General features: G+C 35.8%; 15 protein-coding genes and 2 tRNA genes. 14 read left to right on the forward strand and 3 right to left on the reverse strand.

The genetic code is table 11. From position 1 onward, the window contains the following. The first annotated feature begins 77 nt into the window (after positions 1–77). The 7 genes from IPJ80_09665 to IPJ80_09695 all read left to right on the forward strand — a co-directional run bounded on the left by IPJ80_09665 (position 78) and on the right by IPJ80_09695 (position 4,288). Positions 78–851 (forward strand): T9SS type A sorting domain-containing protein, encoded by a 774-nt coding sequence (locus IPJ80_09665; protein MBK7913752.1) that lies wholly within the window; start codon positions 78–80, stop codon positions 849–851. Positions 852–2,195: 1,344 nt separating this feature from the next. Further along, positions 2,196–2,268, forward strand: a tRNA-Gly gene (locus tag IPJ80_09670). Between the two features lie 93 nt (positions 2,269–2,361). Then, complete coding sequence (locus tag IPJ80_09675; protein ID MBK7913753.1) at positions 2,362–2,712, forward strand: four helix bundle protein; 351 nt, start codon at positions 2,362–2,364, stop codon at positions 2,710–2,712. 111 nt (positions 2,713–2,823) lie between these two features. After that, positions 2,824–2,909, forward strand: a tRNA-Leu gene (locus IPJ80_09680). Between the two features lie 111 nt (positions 2,910–3,020). Beyond that, positions 3,021–3,368, forward strand: a complete 348-nt coding sequence (locus tag IPJ80_09685; GenBank protein ID MBK7913754.1) for a four helix bundle protein — start codon at positions 3,021–3,023, stop codon at positions 3,366–3,368. A 112-nt stretch (positions 3,369–3,480) separates the two neighbouring features. Beyond that, positions 3,481–3,828: a four helix bundle protein gene (locus tag IPJ80_09690; protein ID MBK7913755.1), complete on the forward strand. Its 348-nt coding sequence runs from the start codon at positions 3,481–3,483 to the stop codon at positions 3,826–3,828. Between the two features lie 112 nt (positions 3,829–3,940). After that, positions 3,941–4,288, forward strand: coding sequence for a four helix bundle protein (locus tag IPJ80_09695; GenBank protein ID MBK7913756.1), 348 nt, complete (start codon positions 3,941–3,943; stop codon positions 4,286–4,288). Positions 4,289–4,966: 678 nt separating this feature from the next. On the opposite strand, the gene IPJ80_09700 is transcribed toward IPJ80_09695, so the two are convergent. Continuing rightward, positions 4,967–5,347 carry a PKD domain-containing protein gene (locus IPJ80_09700; GenBank protein MBK7913757.1) on the reverse strand — a complete coding sequence of 127 codons (381 nt, stop codon included), beginning with the start codon at positions 5,345–5,347 and terminating at the stop codon, positions 4,967–4,969. Positions 5,348–5,837: 490 nt separating this feature from the next. Here IPJ80_09700 and IPJ80_09705 point away from each other — a divergent pair, with 490 nt between their 5' ends. Both IPJ80_09705 and IPJ80_09710 read left to right on the forward strand, forming a co-directional pair. Next, a complete protein-coding gene (locus IPJ80_09705) occupies positions 5,838–6,557 on the forward strand; it encodes a hypothetical protein (GenBank protein MBK7913758.1) in 720 nt (239 codons plus the stop codon). A 15-nt stretch (positions 6,558–6,572) separates the two neighbouring features. Beyond that, positions 6,573–6,986: a DsrE family protein gene (locus IPJ80_09710; protein ID MBK7913759.1), complete on the forward strand. Its 414-nt coding sequence runs from the start codon at positions 6,573–6,575 to the stop codon at positions 6,984–6,986. Positions 6,987–7,033: 47 nt separating this feature from the next. Here the strand turns inward: IPJ80_09710 and IPJ80_09715 are convergent, their stop codons facing one another. After that, on the reverse strand, positions 7,034–7,654 hold the full coding sequence (locus tag IPJ80_09715; protein MBK7913760.1) for a hypothetical protein: 621 nt from the start codon (positions 7,652–7,654) through the stop codon (positions 7,034–7,036). A gap of 411 nt (positions 7,655–8,065) precedes the next feature. Between IPJ80_09715 and mnmA the strand changes: the two genes are divergently transcribed. The 3 genes from mnmA to IPJ80_09730 are packed head-to-tail and all read left to right on the forward strand — an operon-like array spanning position 8,066 to position 10,480. Then, a complete protein-coding gene (mnmA, locus tag IPJ80_09720; GenBank protein MBK7913761.1) occupies positions 8,066–9,166 on the forward strand; it encodes a tRNA 2-thiouridine(34) synthase MnmA in 1,101 nt (366 codons plus the stop codon). 22 nt (positions 9,167–9,188) lie between these two features. Then, positions 9,189–9,965: a hypothetical protein gene (locus IPJ80_09725; GenBank protein ID MBK7913762.1), complete on the forward strand. Its 777-nt coding sequence runs from the start codon at positions 9,189–9,191 to the stop codon at positions 9,963–9,965. Beyond that, positions 9,962–10,480, forward strand: coding sequence for a hypothetical protein (locus IPJ80_09730; protein MBK7913763.1), 519 nt, complete (start codon positions 9,962–9,964; stop codon positions 10,478–10,480). Before IPJ80_09725 ends, IPJ80_09730 begins: the two co-directional genes overlap by 4 nt. Here IPJ80_09730 and IPJ80_09735 read toward each other — a convergent pair. Then, a complete protein-coding gene (locus IPJ80_09735) occupies positions 10,477–11,784 on the reverse strand; it encodes a hypothetical protein (GenBank protein MBK7913764.1) in 1,308 nt (435 codons plus the stop codon). The two genes, IPJ80_09730 and IPJ80_09735, sit on opposite strands and share 4 nt — an antisense overlap. 66 nt (positions 11,785–11,850) lie before the next feature. Here IPJ80_09735 and IPJ80_09740 point away from each other — a divergent pair, with 66 nt between their 5' ends. Both IPJ80_09740 and IPJ80_09745 read left to right on the forward strand, forming a co-directional pair. After that, on the forward strand, positions 11,851–12,459 hold the full coding sequence (locus tag IPJ80_09740) for a uridine kinase (protein MBK7913765.1): 609 nt from the start codon (positions 11,851–11,853) through the stop codon (positions 12,457–12,459). A gap of 540 nt (positions 12,460–12,999) precedes the next feature. Next, entirely contained in the window at positions 13,000–17,016 is a 4,017-nt protein-coding gene (locus IPJ80_09745; protein MBK7913766.1) for a hypothetical protein, read from the forward strand. The last annotated feature ends 365 nt before the right edge of the window (positions 17,017–17,381 follow it).

The raw sequence follows: 17,381 nt of genomic DNA on the forward strand, positions 1-17,381 counted from the left end.
AATAAGTGATTAAAAATTTGGATTTCAGGTATAGATTTATTTAAATTTGGTTATCTAATCACCTTAAATCCACCCGTATGAAAGCTATTGTACTTTCGTTTATTTCTATTTTAGTCTTGGGTATACTTCATGGACAAAGACAAGATTTTAAACTGGAATTCAAATTGAGATTTGAAAATCAAAAAATTTATTGTGATGTAGTACCAACGCAAGACTATCAAATTGCAGGTATGCAATTCGGAATCAACCACAATTCAGATTATGTCATTTTTGATACCGCGTATTCAAATGTGTTAGACTTTAGGAGAAAAGTATATAATGAGATTTGTCCTAAGAATGTAAGATTTCTTTGGTCTACTTCTACCGCTAACGAAAATACGCAATTGATCAAAAATGTTCCTTTTTTAACATTGGAATATGAGGAGTTAATTCCTACAAATCATTTTATATGCATGATGCAATCAGGATCTCCTTCTTGTACTACAATGAATAGAGAGGCATTTTATATTTCAGGAACTAATTTAATTTTTTATGATATTCCCGATATATGTGTTGAATATAGAATTCAAGATGGAGCCATAATTTTAGCAAATGATGATACCAAATTAAATCTATATGATCCGGTATGGTTTGATAATTTAAACAAAACCTTGCAAATAGATCAGTCCTTGATAAATCAGAATTGTGAGATCCGAATTCAATCAATTAATGGGGCCAGACTTTTTAATTTTGTTGGAAATTATTCAGGGCAGACATTTTCATTAAATGAATTGCGTTCAGGAGTTTATGTTTATTCAATTCAGACAGCCCAAGCACAATGGCAGAGTGGCAAGTTTGTAGTGCTTGATTAATAAGATTTCCCAAAACTATTGTAGTATCTACAGGATCAGTTGTCAGAGCTTCGGGGTCAGCTAAAATTCTGGAATATATCTATGCTGCAATTCTACAATTAAAAAGATTTACAATCCTATGCCCAGCAAAAATTAGTGGTCAGTAGTTAGAGGTCAGTATTCAGATGCAGAATAAGGAGTAAAATTCAAAAAAAGATTAAATAAATTCAGGACGTTCGAAATGCAGCGTGCGGCGAAAATTTTTCAGAGCCAAGTTAAACTAAGTATTCTATTAGTTGTAAAACTGACGAAATTGTATAACTACCAAAAGCGTGAGAAAAATTTGAGCTGAAGCCTGCGTAAAGCAATAACGCCTTCATTTCGAACAAGCTTTTTGGTTCTTTTGAGCGAATGCAAAAGAACAAAGCCCTTTGATAATCGTATCTTCAATTGAAGACAACTTTTTGTGCCAAGCATGTTTTATTCCTCTATAGGTTCAACCTATGCATGTCCCCTTTACAATTGAAATTTACTAGATTTATTTTTGATTCAAGTTTAGGACGTAGGCGCAGCCTACGCCCAGCTTTAATTCAGTGGTCAGTATTCAGAAATGCAGAATAAAAAGTAAAATTTATAAAAAATATAAAAATCAGGACATTCAAAATGCATCATACGATTTGATTTTATCTTTCTCCTAACAGCTGACTACTGAACTGTAGGCTCAGCCTACGCCCAGCGAAGGGATTGCAGTATTTTAAAATCACAACATTGTAGGATTTTATCGAATGTACTTTAGTTTGAAAATTGCTGTTTTATTGCACATTTTCCGTCATTTTCCGTGCTTTCTCGGTGTTTGACGCTATTACATGCAAGTATCCTGGGAGTATGTACGGGATATGTACGGAGTATCTACGGAGTATCGTGCCAGGATCTAGTAGTAAGCATTCAGTGGTCAGTGGTCAGTGTCTTGTCCTAGAATAGCTATACAAGTTAATAAATAAATCCTGTTCTGGTTATACAAGCCCCATCCGTCTAGAATAGAAATAGTGCTTTTGAGTTACCAATCAAACAAGAAACCACATTTTGGGCTGATTTTAGCGTATTTAGAAAAAATTAAAAGGGCAAGCATTCATAATATTAAGAATAAATAATTAATAATCAAAATAATATATATTAAATAAATATAGTATGTAAGATAATTTTGCAGAATATATTTACAAATTCACTAGTAGGAATTCCCTGAAATTGTATATTTGCAGTCCCTAAAAAAATAGCCATCCTATTTAATGAAATAGCTGGCAGATACCCAGGTTTTGTCAATTTTTCTAAATCAAACAGAAGAATTCCCCAAAACCCAAATTATTTGCGGGAGTAGCTCAGTTGGTAGAGCACGACCTTGCCAAGGTCGGGGTCGCGGGTTCGAGTCTCGTCTCCCGCTCAAATTAGTGGTCAGTAGTTAGGAGTCAGAAGTCAGTATTCTGGAATTTATGACCACTAATTAGAGTTAAATAACACGATTAATGAAAACACCATGTTTAATGAAAAGTATCGGGTTCGAACTTTTGATTTTGCATTAAATGTTCTGAAAACCTTGAGACAAATTCCTGATAATCAGGAATCTAGAATATTAAAACAGCAATTAATCCGATCTTCCACTTCAATAGCTTCTAATTTCAGAGCAGCTTGTGTGAGTCGTTCTGAAAAGGAATGGTATTCTAAAATTAGTATTGTAATTGAGGAAACAGATGAAACACAGTTCTGGCTCGAACTTTTTGAAAGTTTGTATTCAGAATATGAGTCTGGATTTGGTTTACTTAAGTTTGAATCCTCAGAACTTCTTAAAATATTTTCAAAAGCAAGGGGTAAACTAAATTTCAAATAATATCTTTGCGACCCTATTTATTACATAGGTAATAAAAATTCAAGTATAAAGTCAATGATTAGCATGTTCAGTCTTACTGACTCCTGACCACTGACTCCTAACTACTGAATTGCCCAGGTGGTGGAATTGGTAGACACGCAGGACTTAAAATCCTGTGGCCAGTGATGGCCGTGCGGGTTCAAGTCCCGCCCCGGGTACAAAAATCAGAATGAGTGAGAGAGCGAGAATGAAAATGAATCGAAGTCATACTCGAACTCATTCTGATTTTTTCCTCATTCTCTTTCTCTTTCTCTCTCTAACGCCTTAGCTTGATGTTTGATTTTCAAAATTTGGAAGTTTATAAAAAGGCTAAAAAACTTCATGCTACTTTAAAAATAATAGCTAAGGCTTCTTCCAGCAAGATTATTGCCGATCAATTATTCAGAGCTTCCCTTAGTATTCCTTTGAATATTGCAGAAGGTTCCGGAAGATTTACGTCAAAAGATAGACGTAACTTTTTTATTATTGCCAGAAGTTCTCTTTTTGAATGTGTTGCTATTGTTGATTCCATTTTGGATGAAGGACATTTTTCTAATGATCAATATGATGAAATTATTAAATCAGCTGATGAAATTTCAAGAATACTCTATACTATGATTAAAAATTTAGAAAAATAAATCAGAATGAGTGAGAGAGCGAGAATGAAAATGAATCGAAGTCATACTCGAACTCATTCTGATTTTTTCCTCATTCTCTTTCTCTTTCTCTTTCTCTCTCTAACGCCTTAGCTTGATGTTTGATTTTCAAAATTTGGAAGTTTATAAAAAGGCTAAAAAACTTCATGCTACTTTAAAAATAATAGCTAAGGCTTCTTCCAGCAAGATTATTGCCGATCAATTATTCAGAGCTTCCCTTAGTATTCCTTTGAATATTGCAGAAGGTTCCGGAAGATTTACGTCAAAAGATAGACGTAACTTTTTTATTATTGCCAGAAGTTCTCTTTTTGAATGTGTTGCTATTGTTGATTCCATTTTGGATGAAGGACATTTTTCTAATGCGCAATATGATGAAATTATTAAATCAGCTGATGAAATTTCAAGAATACTCTATACTATGATTAAAAATTTAGAAAAATAAATCAGAATGAGTGAGAGAGCGAGAATGAAAATGAATCGAAGTCATACTCGAACTCATTCTGATTTTTTCCTCATTCTCATTCTCATTCTCTTTCTCTCTCTAATACCTTAGCTTGATGTTTGATTTTCAAAATTTGGAAGTTTATAAAAAAGCTAAGAAACTTCATACTTCTTTAAAAATAATAGCAAAATCTTCAACCAGCAAGATTATTGCCGATCAATTATTCAGAGCTTCCCTTAGTATTCCTTTGAATATTGCACAAGGTTCCGGAAGATTTACGTCAAAAGATAGACGTAACTTTTTTATTATTGCCAGAAGTTCACTTTTTGAATGTGTTGCTATTGTTGATTCCATTTTGGATGAAGGACATTTTTCTAATGCGGAATATGATGAAATTATTAATTCAGCTGATGAAATTTCAAGAATACTCTATACTATGATTAAAAATTTAGAAAAATAAATCAGAATGGGTTCAATGTTTAAATCAATTGCAATCTTGGATATTTTAAAAGATTCAATCCATTTAAGTTCGGAACAGTATAATGATTTTGAGAAAAGTGAAGAAGAGCTGTCGAAAATTTTATTTGCTATGATACGAAATCTTGAAAAATAAGCAAAGCGATAAATAGAGCGAGAATCTGAGCGAGAGCGAAGGATTCTCGCTCAGATTTTTACTTCGTTCTCACACTGTTTCTCCAACTTTCTTCAATCCAAAGTTTGACTTCCAACAATTGGAAGTCTATAAAAAAGCAAAGGCAGTTTTTAACTTGTTCAACAATTCAAAATACACATTTTGAAAGGAGTTTTATAAGCACTTGATTTCAATAAAAGTAACTTATTTTTTATGCATATTGCATGCCCGGTAAAACCTATCGGATGCAAAGCATTGAGTTTTTAAAATAATCTGTGAATTTTTATGTGCTTGTTTTGTTTGAATTCACATTCAGATGGTGTTGTTGCAAATTGTTCCCTTCAAAGCAAAGAACAAGATATTATTCACAGGGATCATTTGAATCTATTGTTTACACACCAACTTAAATGACTCCCGTTTGTATCAAATTCTTATGCTTTAAATACAAATAAACAGCCAATTATAGCTTATCAAATTATAATCTGTCGACCATTCGATGTTTTAAACTTATATGTTATCGTGTTTACCCCCAAAAATGCAAAGTGCGACGATGTCTTTTTTGATTGTCTGGGTGCTACCATCCGCAGCGGTCACTGTCAAAGTGATGGTATAGTTGCCACAACGTGGATATGAAAACGCTGGTTGTTTTAAAGATGAAGTAGTGCCGTTACCAAAATCCCAGTAATAAGCCACAGCATTTTCTGAAGTATTGGTCAGCAACAGAACTTCTGTTTCATTGACTTTTCCGTTAGGGTTGTCAATTGTGAAACCGGCACTTAATTTATGTGCAGTTAGTGTATTTATGTCTAAATCGTTGATATTCTGTTTGTTACAAGCAGAAAATGCTGATAGACAAAGTAGGGATGCCAAATACAGAATTCTTTTCATAATTTATAAATTTATATCAATAGTAAAGATAGGTAAGTTGGGATGAAAATAAAATTGTTCATGTCAATTTTTTCAAAGGGCATATTTGTGTGTCTTAGCCCCCAATAAACTATGCAGTTTTTCTAAAGCAGTTTTGTACTAAATCATTGTTGTCCTGATCTCCATTCAAGATGATAAAATTCAGTCTGATTTGTTTTAGTTCTCTTTCTCTTTCTCTTTCTAAATTCCTTCCTACCCAATCTCCCATACTTATGGGATTGACATGCTATATTTTAAACCCCATCTTTGCTTGTAATATTTTTAATGACAATAACAGAATTGCATTGGCAACAAGGCTTTTTGGGAGTTGTATAAATTAAGTTTTAATTTATTGGTATTAAGACTTTAGAGAATTCTCGATAAATGTTTCACTTGTTGTTTGGAATTTGAAGTAAGTGTTTGTTCATTAAATTTTGGATACAAATTATTTTACGCTATAAATAAAATAAAAATGACTGAAAGCAAATTAAATCAAACCACCGAGCGCAGAGGATTTCTCGGCGCCATTGCAAGTGTTGCAACTGCACTTGGATTATCCGCCATTGCTTCTCCACTCAATCTCGTTGGACAACAACAGAAACCATCTACTTCAAAGGCACAGCCACCGGCAACGCATCCTGCTGATTTGTGGTTTAACAAAATTAAAGGGAGCCACCGGGTAGTGTATGATGCACCGCATCCAAACGGTCTGTTTCCATTTGCATGGCCTAAGGTCTTTTTATTGACCAATGCTGCAACCGGCAGTCCGGCGAGTGATTGTGGTGTGGTCGTTGTGTTGCGACACGATGCCATTGCTTATGCATTCGAAGATCGCTTGTGGTCAACTTATAAATTTGGTGAAACATTTAAAGCAGAAGATCCCAAAACAAAAGCTCCCGCTACTCGCAATCCTTTTTGGATGCCTATGAAAGGAGACTTTAAAATTCCAGGAATTGGTGAAGTTGAAATTGGAATCAATCAATTGCAATCTCACGGCGTACTGTTTTGTGTGTGTGAAGCTGCTATTACTGTATATAGTGCAGTAGTTGCCGAACAGATGGGCAAAGTGGCTGCAGATGTTAGAAAGGATTGGATCGCAGGATTGCTTCCAGGAATTCAATTGGTTCCTTCTGGTGTCTGGGCTTTGGGTCGTGCTCAGGAACATAAATGTAAATATATTTTTGCAGGATAAAATAAGCTCATTGAAATGAAAAATGCATTGCTATTTAGTTGTTTACTCTTGTGTGGCAATTTTTTAAAAGCACAATCCGCTCCGTATAACGTAGTATTTGATGTAACTTCAAAAGATACAATTGTCCACCAAATGGTCATACGTTGGATTAAAGAAATTACAAATACTGCTCCGGATGCAAACATTGAAGTCGTGTTTTATGCAAAATCAATGGATATGATTACCACCGGCAACTCGGTAGTTTCTAATGATGTTATAAAGTTTGCTGCGAAAAAAAATGTCGCATTTAAAGTGTGTGAAGTTGCACTGAAAAACAATGCATTGGATAAATCGCAACTATTACCGGGCGTGCAAACGGTACCGGATGGTATTTATGAAATCATTTCCCGCCAACACGAAGGATGGGGTTACATCAAAGCGGCGCGATAGTTAAAATGGTTTTTATAATTCATGACTTATTAAATAGAAATTGAATTCTATTTAAATTTATACTGAAATCCTAATCCATAACTCCAAACAGCTGAACTGCTGCTGAGTTTATGGTACAATCCAAGTTCAGGACGTATAGCCCATTTTTGAAGATTCTTACTTACACCAAATCCAATTGAAACGGAATAAAAACGTTCAAAGGAACCACCGACTGCAATTTCCATTTTCGGAATCAGTGAAATATCAAAATATTGACTGATTGGTTGGGTTAATATAATTTTAGGACTTAGGGTAAAGAGTTTGCCTTCATTGCCAAAATAAAAACTCAAAGGAATGCTGGCAGCAATTTTATTTTTATAAATAGAATATTTCGGACTGATACAGAAATGATGATTTAGATCCACCAAACTTAAATAAGTATAACTCAGTTGTAAATCAAATCGATTTGTAATTCCGTATCCGAGGCGAAGTCCAAAGTTCCTAATGTATTCGTTATCCGGGTATTCCGGTGAATGATCACATACCAATTGAAGACTGGAATAATAGGAACTTAGATTCATGCCTTTTTTACCCAGCGTTGAGGCAGATTCATAATTTTGATTTAACTGTGCTTTTAAACTAACAGCTAAAGCAATTAAAAAAAGAAATGAAAGGGTACATTTTTTCATGTTGCTTATTTTATGGTTTTAATTGGTTGTTGTTTATGATTTTGTTTATAATATTATAATAATTCACAAATGACAATCACCTAAGTCCCATTAGCTAATTATTTTAACGCAAAGAAGCAAAGAAGCAAAGAAGCAAAGAAGCAAAGAAGCAAAGAAGCAAGGAAGCAAGGAAGAAAAATATACCCTCATCAGCATCATTAATTTAAGTTAAAAAAAGTCAATCTATTTTAGGTAATGACATTCGCCTTCACTAAAACAATTTCACTGAAAAAATCTTATTAAAGATAAGAAATTGCAATTCATGTTGCATTCGAATCTGGAAATTGATCCTGAGAAATCTGATATTCCAAGGGAAATAAATTAATATTACTGATTATTATAATGTGTTATATCTTTGTATCTTAGTCTTTTATGAGTAAAAACGGCAAAATATTGGTGGCCATGAGTGGGGGTATTGACAGTACCGTTACTGCGCTGTTGCTGCATGAGGCCGGATATGAAGTCATCGGGGTAACCATGAAAACCTGGGATTATGCCAGTTCGGGATCTTCCAAAAAGGAAACGGGCTGTTGTAATCTGGACTCCTTACAAGATGCCCGTAGAGTGGCTGTGGATATGGGTTTTCACCATTTCATACTGGACATCCGGGATGAATTTGGTGATGCAGTTATTGAAGATTTTGTCGATGAATACTTAGCAGGAAGGACACCAAATCCTTGCATCCTTTGCAATACCCACATCAAATGGAATGCTTTATTAAAACGTGCAAATACCTTGGATTGCGAATTCATTGCAACCGGTCATTATGCACGAATTCATGAAAAGGATGGCCGTTATTTTGTTTCCAAAGCGCATGATCTCAATAAAGATCAGTCTTATGTACTTTGGGGTTTGAGTCAGGAATCCCTGCGCCGAAGCATGTTTCCTTTATCTGAATTATTAAAACCGGAAGTGCGTAAAATTGCATACGATCGGGGATACAGCGATCTGTCAAAAAAAGCGGAGAGCTATGAAATCTGTTTTGTTCCGGATAATGATTACCGGGGCTTTCTAAAACGACGCGTTGAAGGACTGGAGGAAAAAGTAAAAAATGGAAATTTTATTGACAAAAATGGAAAGGTCATTGGCCAACATGAGGGCTATCCTTTTTTTACCATCGGCCAACGCAAGGGTCTTGGAAAAGCGTTTGGCAAACCCATGTTTGTGGCAGAAATTTTTCCGGAAACCAACGCAGTGATGTTGACCGAAGAAGACGATTTAATACGTCAAAAGTGTTTTGTAAATAAAGTCAATTGGTTAAAATATCCTGAAACAAATACCAACACGGAATACGTTACAAAAATAAGATATAAAGATGCAGGTCATCAATCAATCGTTAAGTCTACAGGGGATCATTTGGAAATCGATTTTATTGGTCCGGTAAAGGGAATTGCCCCCGGCCAGTCTGCAGTGGTTTATGAAGGAGACGATGTGGTTTGTGGGGGAATTTTATATCGATCTATAATTAATTAATGCATTCATGATAAATTTCAACATGACTTTATCACTTAGAAAAAATAGAAGCAACCTCTTATACGCCTTTGTTTTAGGAATGTGGATATTGACATGTTTTGCTTGTTCAACCAATGAAACCGATCCATTGGATGATGAACAGCTTGGTTATAATTATTTTCCAATAAGCATTGGCAATGAATGGATCTATCAAACGGATTCAATTATTTATTCCTTGCAGGCTACCGTTCAAATTGATTCTTCCCGTTCGTTTATTCGCGAAGTTGTCGTTGACACGTTTAGAGATGCTGTCAATCAATTAATTTACCGGCTGAATGTATTTTATGCCAGAGACACTTCATTGGGTTGGGAATTGATCAATTCTTCGTTTATAGAAAGCAATTCCTTGCATGTAATTAAAAAAGAAAATGGATTGTCATTTGTTCGTCTGGTGTTTCCGGTGTTAGCAAACAAGGCATGGGATGGCAACAGCATGATACAACCCAAAACAAGCATCGTAATTCGCGGTGAATTGCTGGTTGCTTTTGATGATTGGTATTACCGGTACAAGTATGTAGATCAACAGGAGCTTATTGGAACAACGCTTTATGATAAAGTATGCAAGGTGATTGAAGTTGATGACGAAGACATTATCAGCAAGCGGTATTCTGAAGCACGCTATGCACGAGGCATTGGTTTGGTATATCGCGAACTGTGGATTTTGGATACCCAGAATACCAATTTGAACCAATCCTTCAGGGATCGTGCGGAAAGAGGTTTGATATTAAAGCAAACGCTTGTTTCATCTACGGTTTTATGATTCATTTAATTGAAGCAGGGCATTCTTATAAAGTATATGGACTCAAAGGAGCCCTTTGGATCTCTATCGATAAAGCATACCAGGCATTTGTTAAAAAACATAAAGTCATTTTTTTTATTGTAGAAGGAAATCCGGTTCCATATTTTATAGATAAAATTACTGCTGACGAAAGTTGGTTGGTTACCTTACGCGATGTCACCAATCCGGAAGACGCTGCCATACTGAGCAATCAAACCATTTATGTGGATCAATCCAGAATAAAAAATGTTTTAGACACAATGCCAACAGAAGAGGATATAGAACCCAGTTGGATCGGTTACCTGTTAATGGATGAGACTTCAGGACAATCGGGCATCATACAGGCTATTGAAGAATTTCCACAACAATTGATGGCGGTTATTTTGTATCAGGATAAAGAACATTACATTTTGTTGCGGGAGGAATGGATAACGGAAGTGGATGATAGTAAGAAAACCATTCACATGCAATTGCCTGATGGGATGTTTGAACTCTAAGCCTGATAGATCATACCAGCCACGCAGGCGGTCATCAGGCAAGCAATGGTCCCTCCAATCAGTGCTTTAATTCCCAACAAACTTAAATTCTCCCGTTGATTTTCAGCAAGTGTACTGATTCCACCAATTTGAATCCCGATACTGGCAAAATTTGCAAATCCTGAAAGTGCATACGTTACAATCAAGGTTGATTTTGAAAAAGGCTCTAAAATATTTTCACTCAACATTTTTGATAAGGTGCCGTATGCATAAAATTCATTGACCATCATCTTCTCACCTAATAATTGACCAACCGATAAAATATCTTGTAGAGGTGTGCCAATTAACCAGGCTAAGGGTGAAAATAAATAACCAAACAAAAGCCGCAGACTCAATCCGTCGTATCGGTTGTTGGTCCAGTCAATAATTAATGCGTTTAAATGAGTCAACGAACCAATTTTTAATAACAAAGCATCCGTTAAATAAATCAGGGCGGTAAATACAATCAGCATCGCACCCACATTGACGGCTAATTTTAAACCATCTGTTGTACCCATGGATATTGCATCCAATGCATTTCTACCCAAACTTGATTTTGGAACTTTGATATCGCGTTGCAAGTTGGATTCATCCGGATTTGGAAACATAATTTTTGATACTACGATGGCAGCCGGTGCAGAGATAATAGATTGAGTCAATAAATGAAGTGCATAATAGGATTGGGCAGCGGGGTCCGTGCCGCCAAGCATTTGTACATAAGCACCTAAAACCGAACCCGCAGTATTTGCCATGCCACCCACCATAATCAATAAGATTTCGGATTTATTCATGGCAGCTAAATAAGGTCTTATCATAATCGGTGCTTCTGTTTGACCCAGGAAAATATTTGCAGCTGTTGATAAACTTTCAGCACCCGAAAGTTTCATAGATTTTGAAAGCAACCAGGCAAATAACCAACATATTTTTTGAAGGATTCCTAAATAGTATAGCAAAGCAGACAACGCAGAAAAAATGATAATGGTGGGAAGCACTTGGATAGCAAAAACAAAAGCCCAGGCTTGTCCGGGATCTGCTAAATTCCCAAATAAAAATTCAATGCCTTTATGAAAGATTCCAATGAGGGTTACAAATCGCGAAGAGATCCACTGGAAGATGATGTGGATAAAATTTACTTTCATCACACCCAATGCAAACATAATTTGCAAAAAGCAGCCAACAGCTACTAATTTCCAATTAATATTTTTCTTGTTATTGCTAAATAAATAACTTATTAAAATCAAGGAAGCCAAACCAATCACCCCTCGAAGTATTTCAATTCCGTTCATACCTTGAATAAAAAAATGAAAAATAGAAATAAATACTCAAATTTATGCTTCTGAATTGATAAGTATATGTTTATAGGAATTTGCGGAGGAAGTGGTGCCGGCAAAACGGCATTCATAGAAAATCTGAGAAAACGGTTTTCAGAGGAAGAACTGGGATTGATTTCTGAAGATAATTACTACAAACCCAGTCAATTCCAAACGATTGACCAACAAGGGGTCATCAATTTTGATATCCCTGAAGCCATTGACCATGAGTTATTTATTCAGGATTTGTACAAATTGCAAGCCGGCGAGGCGGTGATCCATAAAGAGTATACCTTCAACAACGACAGCCAGCAATCTAAGACCATTCACATAAAACCAGCCCGTATCTATATCATCGAAGGCCTGTTTATATTGCATCATGAGGATACCAGATCCTTGTTGGATCTGTCTGTCTTGATACATGCAAAAGACAATTTGAAAATTATCAGACGAATCAACCGGGACAAAACTGAACGAAATTATCCATTAGAGGATGTCCTTTATCGGTATGAGCATCATGTAGCACCGGCATATGATAAATACATAGAACCCTATATTGATGAGCTGGATCTCATCATAAACAACAACAAGAGTTTTGAAAGGGGAGTAGATGTCCTGACGGCCTATATCAAAGCTCAGATTAATAAATAGGAATTGCAACACAGGCCTACCTGTTGAAGGATTCGAATCCCTGAAAATTATTGGTCAGCTGACATGGCTACAGACACGCAACATTCAAATTATTGAGTAAAACCCTTACAAGATTGCAGGATTTCAGCATTGCAGCATTGAACCATCGAACCATTGCACCATTGTATCAATGCATCATTGAACCATTGAACCATTGTATCAATGCATCATTGAACCATTGAACCATTGAACCATTGCAGCATTGCAGCATTGAACCATTGCACCATTTCACCATTAAACCATTGCAGCATTGCAGAATTGTACCATTGAAACATTTCTTTCTTTCAGCTACATTTTAAATTATTTAATCATATGAATTAATTATCATACATAATTATATTAATATATGTAATTAGCTAATAAACAATTATATACAATGGATAAATTCTTTAAATAGCTACCAAATCCGCACGCATTATAAATAATTGGTATATATTTTGAAGGGTATGCGGCAAGAGCTAAGCTTACACGTGATTACTCTAAACCTTAAACTGTTTATCCATGAACCGAAGTTTGATTTTATTTAAATGGCTCCGTTTGTTTTTTGTGCTGGGATGTTGGATCCCGACAATCGGAATTGCTGCCAACAAGGCAAATGCCAACTTTTTGCCACCCCTGGCATGTAATGATGTCGTTCAGATTTCATTAAATACGTTTTGCCGGGCAACGGTAACACCTGAAATGGTCTTGGAAGACATGATTGGTGTTGCTGCTGATTATACCATTCAGGTGTATTACAAAGATGGCTCTTTGCAACCCGATTTATTATTTGATGCCAGTGATATTAGACAAACCTACAGTTTTAAAATTTGGCACAATGCATCCGGCAATTCGTGTTGGGGAAAAATATTTATTGAAGACAAATATCCACCTGAGATGATATGCGAACGAGACACGGTTCGTTGTGGCGATACTATTGCTCCGGAAGAATTGGGATTTCCAATCCCTTCAAGTTTTGTAGTATCCATTGATTCGATTGGACCCACATCCTATTTGGTATATGGATGGGATTATTGTGGTTCAGTAATTTTAAGTTATACAGACATTGTAAAAACATTTCCTTGCGATAGTTATTGTATCCGCCAAATTATTCGAGAGTGGTGGGCTAGAGACGAGAGTGGAAATTCATCTCATTGCAGTGATACGATCTGTGTAATCCGACCTACATTCCAAGACATAGTCTATCCGCATCATTTCGATGATTTTGACTTGCCTCATATAGATTGTGATACCCTATATCCTAAATTGGCAAACGGACATCCTTCCCCTGATTTTACCGGTTGGCCGGTACCATCCGGATGTACAACTTTGAATGCTTCATATTCCGACTTAGTAATTCCTATTTGCGGTAGCAGTTATAAAATACTCCGTCGTTGGATCATTTTAAATTGGTGTGGTGGAGACATTATTGAATACAACCAAATCATTAAAATTGTCGATGATGAGGCTCCGGAATTTAAATGTCCAAAAGACTTAACCATGGGTATGCAAGCTTATTCTTGCAGTAGCTATGGTAAACTGCCTGTGCCAGATTCTGTATATGATTGCAGTGATTGGCATTATGAAATATTTACCATGCTTGCAGATTCTAAATCAGGGACTCCTCAAACACGAGGTAAAACTTATTTGGTTTATGATGCTGCACAGGATTGTTATTTTTTAGATGGTGCACCGGAAGGTAGAATTTGGATTATTTATCAATTAACAGATGTTTGCGGAAATCAATCAACTTGTACCATTGAAGTGGGTGTAGTTGATAATTTAGCGCCGATACCTGTATGTGATCAAAAAACAGTCGTAGCCTTAAATGTAGATGGAACTGCAAAAGCATATGCATATACTTTTGACGATGGCTCTTTGGATAATTGCGGAATTGATTCTTTTAAAGTTCGCCGAATGGACGATCCATGCAAAACGGGATCTGAGGTATTTGGAGATTATGTATGGTTTTGTTGTGAAGATGTAGGTAAAACCATTCAGGTGATCTTACAAGTTTCGGATTTTTACGGAAATAAAAATACCTGCATGATAGAAGCTACTGTACAGGACAAAGAACCACCGGTAGTCATTCCACCAACAGATATAACAGTAGAATGTACATTTCCAATTGACTGGAATAATTTAAGTCAATTTGGAGTTGTTCGATATAATGAAGCAGATCGTCAGCAAATTATTATTGCGGATCCGTATTACCAAAAATCAAATTACATTGCCGGACGCGATGGAATTGCTTTTGACAATTGTGAAGTTCAATTGGCTGAGCGTTATGAGAAATACATCCAATGTAATTCTGGAACCATTGTACGTTGGTTTGTTGCTACAGATCGACAAGGTTTAAAAGATTCAGCATATCAATTAATTACTATAATTAATTCACACAAGTTTGATTCATTAGATATTCACTGGCCGGATGATGTAACTATCCATTCATGTGATAATGTACAGACGCATCCGGATCAGACTAAGTATCCATGGTATGATAATAAAAATTGTGCTCAAATTGCTGCAAATTATACAGATACTAAATTGTTTGTAGCAGATAGTACCTGTTTTAAAATTATCAGACATTGGGTAGTTATTGATTGGTGTCAATACGATCGCAATGATCCAAGCTCTTATTGGGAACATACCCAAGTAATTGCAGTTAAAAGTTCGGAACCTCCAACCATTGAATCTTGTGGTCCGGTTGAATTTTGTGATCAAAATGCATTTTATAATACCACCACCAAGCAATGCTTAGGTAGTTATAAATTAGAAGGAAAGGGATTTGATGATTGTACCGAACCACAAAATCTGATATGGAATTACCGACTCGATGAAAACAACGACGGTAGTTTTGGTCCGGTTAAGTCTGGAAGTGCTACAGCAGGAGTGCTTCCAATTGGTACACATCGCCTGCGTTGGATCCTTACAGACCAGTGTGGAAACAGTTCGACCTGCGATCAGGTATTCACAATAAAAGAATGCAAGAAGCCGACACCTTATTGTATTAATGGAATTGTAACCGTTGTTATGCAGGGCAATGGAACTATAACAGTATGGGCGAAAGATCTCAATTTAAATAGTTTTGACAATTGCACTCAAACAGATCAATTGCGCTATTCATTTTCACCTGATATCAAAGATGTTTCGATAACCTATAATTGTGACAGTTTATTCAGACAGCGAGTGGTTACAAAAACGGTTCGGGTATACGTAACAGACGAATATGGAAATCAGGATTATTGTGAGACTACTATCCGGATTCAAGACAATAATAATGTTTGTCCGACCAATGGTCCTGGATTTAACTTATCCGGAAAAACGAATAAGGAGAATGCAGATGCCATTGGAAATGTAGAAATTGCATTTCATGAACCCACAACGGGCAGTGCCCTTTCACAACAAACCAGTAATCCAAGTGGAAATTACACATTCCAGGATTTGCAGTTAATTGAATTTTATCTTACAGCGAGCAAAAACGATGATATAACCAATGGCGTAACTACACTTGATATTGTATTAATACAGCGACATATTTTAGGATTGAAACCCTTAAATTCTCCATATAAAATATTGGCGGCTGATGTAAATAATTCAAAAAGTATTACAGCACGAGACGTTTCAGATATTAGAAGGGCTATTCTTGGAATTACCACTGAATTTCCAAATGCAACACCGGTATGGAAATTTGTTCCTGCTTACCACCAGTTTGCAGATTCCGAAAATCCCTGGGATGCTCCTTCGTATATAGACAGTAAAGAATTACAGGACCGTTTTAACAATGCAGATTTTACAGGGATTAAAACGGGAGATGTTGATTTGTCAGCCATATCTAATTCTAAAGAAGAGAAAAGTATCAACCGGGCTGAATCTTTTAGTTGGAATATTGGACCGGTTGTCCGTTTGGAAAATGGTTTGTATCGTGTAGATATACAAGCTTCCAAAGATCAACGAATCGATGGATTTCAGTTGGGCATTAAAACGCGATTTGATAATTTGCAATTCGTTGATTTAGTATCAGGAACCATTGCATTTGAAAAAGAAGAATACAAGCTTACGGATAAACAACTAAAAATAAGTTGGGCATCCAATGTAAGTATGGAAATCAAGAATTCAGACATCTTATTTTCGATTATCTTGAATGATGTTCAGAAAACGCAATTGGATAAATCACTTTTTGAAGGAATTGCTGGTTTTCTAAACGAAGTGTATTACAATGATCAAGCGTTTCCATTAAAAATAGGAGTTTCAGGAAAACAAGCAGTTGATTTACCAATGATAACATCCCATTCATTGAGTCCAAATCCGTTTTCCGAAGAATCTGTTTTGCGATTTGAATTGCATGAGCAAAGTCTTTGTCAACTTAAGCTGTTTGACCTGACTGGTAAATTGATAATGAGCAAAGAGCTGACAGGAGTACGCGGGAATAATGAAGTAATCATTCACAAGAAGGAACTAGGTTCCGGTGGATTGTTTTACTATGTTTTATCATCAAGTTATGGATCTGTATCCGATCGAATGATCGTCCAGGATTAAAGTTTATAGGTTTAATTACAGTATTTAAGCCGGTTTGGGTAGTTTCCAAACCGGCTTTTTATTTTTAGGTATCTATACTAAGCATTAAGATCATTTTACCTCTTTTTACAATGGATATCTATTGGGTTCAAAAAGAAAGTCCTCTGGCAATAAATGGAGGCAGAAGGAGCCAGGAGAATTGTAAATGGTTCTAAAAGCCAGACGAATTTTGCTGAATCAGCAGAATGGGAATCAGAAAGTATATAAGTGTATAATTATATATGTAACGAATTTATGCTTTCTAATTCTGAAAAAGGTCGTTTTAATTTATATTATCTAATATATTATTAATCAGTTAAATAAATATTACAATTTAACGTAATATT

The organism is Saprospiraceae bacterium, assembly GCA_016714025.1.
In the GTDB taxonomy this organism is placed as follows: Bacteria; Bacteroidota; Bacteroidia; order Chitinophagales; family Saprospiraceae; genus Vicinibacter.